The sequence below is a fragment of the Campylobacter sp. BCW_4323 genome (genome assembly GCF_001763115.1).
Taxonomy (GTDB): Bacteria; Campylobacterota; Campylobacteria; order Campylobacterales; family Campylobacteraceae; genus Campylobacter_D; species Campylobacter_D jejuni.
On record NZ_MJYC01000016.1, the window covers coordinates 1 to 1,287 of the forward strand.

Below are 1,287 nucleotides of genomic sequence, written 5' to 3' on the forward strand. Positions count from 1 at the left end.
AATGTTGGCATAGAATTCTTTAGTAAAGAATATGATTTTAAAAATATTACCCAAGAATTAAAAGAAAACTCCTTAGTAGAATTTAAATTAGACAATGAAGATAATCCTTATAATATTTATAAAATATATAAAAGTTCAAATTTCTTTAAAAATAAAGATGAACTTTTAAATTTTAAAGCTCCTGATATTGATTATATTATCTTTTTAGATTCTGATGATTATTGGGAATTAAATTGCATAGAAGAATGTGTTCCTAGAATGGATGGGGTTGAAGTGGTTTGGTTTGATAATAAAGCGTTTGATTATGAAATTAAAACAATTTATCCAACTTCTAAAACATTTATGGAATGTTTTAACTATAATATTAAAAATAAGCAAATTGATGGAAATACATGGTTTGATGAATGCCGTAAAAATAATATAACTTCCATTTGGATAGCTGTTATGGAAATGATTGATTTTGCTTATTTAAAAACATTAAAACTCAAATTTCTTGATGGAGTTTTATATGAAGATAATTTATTTGGAACCTTATTGTTTTTAAATGCTAAGAAATTATATGTTCTTGACAAAAAGCTTTATAATAATAGAATAAGAGCTAATAGTACAATGTGTCATGATAATAATTTAAGTTTTGAAAATTTAGCACCATTTTTTAGAATTTTATCCAATGATTTTTTAGACCCATATGATGCAAGAGAATACATAAAGTTACATAGTTGGACATGTATGACATTTGTATTGTTGTTAATGTATGTAAATAAATTTAAAAATAAGGAAAATTTAGAAAAAATTCGTTTCTTTTTATTCTCTTATAAGGATATTTTATTTGAGAATATAAAGTTGAATCAAGATCCTTGGGCTATAAAAGATAAGATAGATATTATTAATTTTTTTGTAAATAATAAATTTAAAGATAATAAACATCAGTTTAACACCAATTTATATGGCACAGCTAAACAAAGAATTCAAAATCAGCTTTGTTATAAATTAGGTCAAACTATGATTATTAATTCTAAAAGTATTATTGGTATTCTATTCATGCCAATATATTTGTTATCAGTATTTTTAAATTATAAACAAGATCAAAAAATATATTATCAAAAAATAAAAAAAGATCCAACTTTAAAATTACCCCCTTTAGAAAATTATCCAGATTACCAAGAAGCTTTAAAGTATAAAGAACACTTATCTTATAAACTAGGAAAAATTTTATTAGAATCTTTTAAAACTTGGCATAAAGGTGGTTTGTTTAAATTTCCTTTTTTAGCTAAGGGAGTGAAAAAA

The 1,287-nt window shown here is 22.6% G+C and carries 1 protein-coding gene; it reads left to right on the top strand.

The genetic code is table 11. The annotated features are described in order from the left end of the window. Nucleotides 1–1,287: glycosyltransferase (locus AJN60_RS00515; RefSeq protein ID WP_070285668.1), on the top strand; the 1,287-nt coding region annotated here is incomplete at both ends.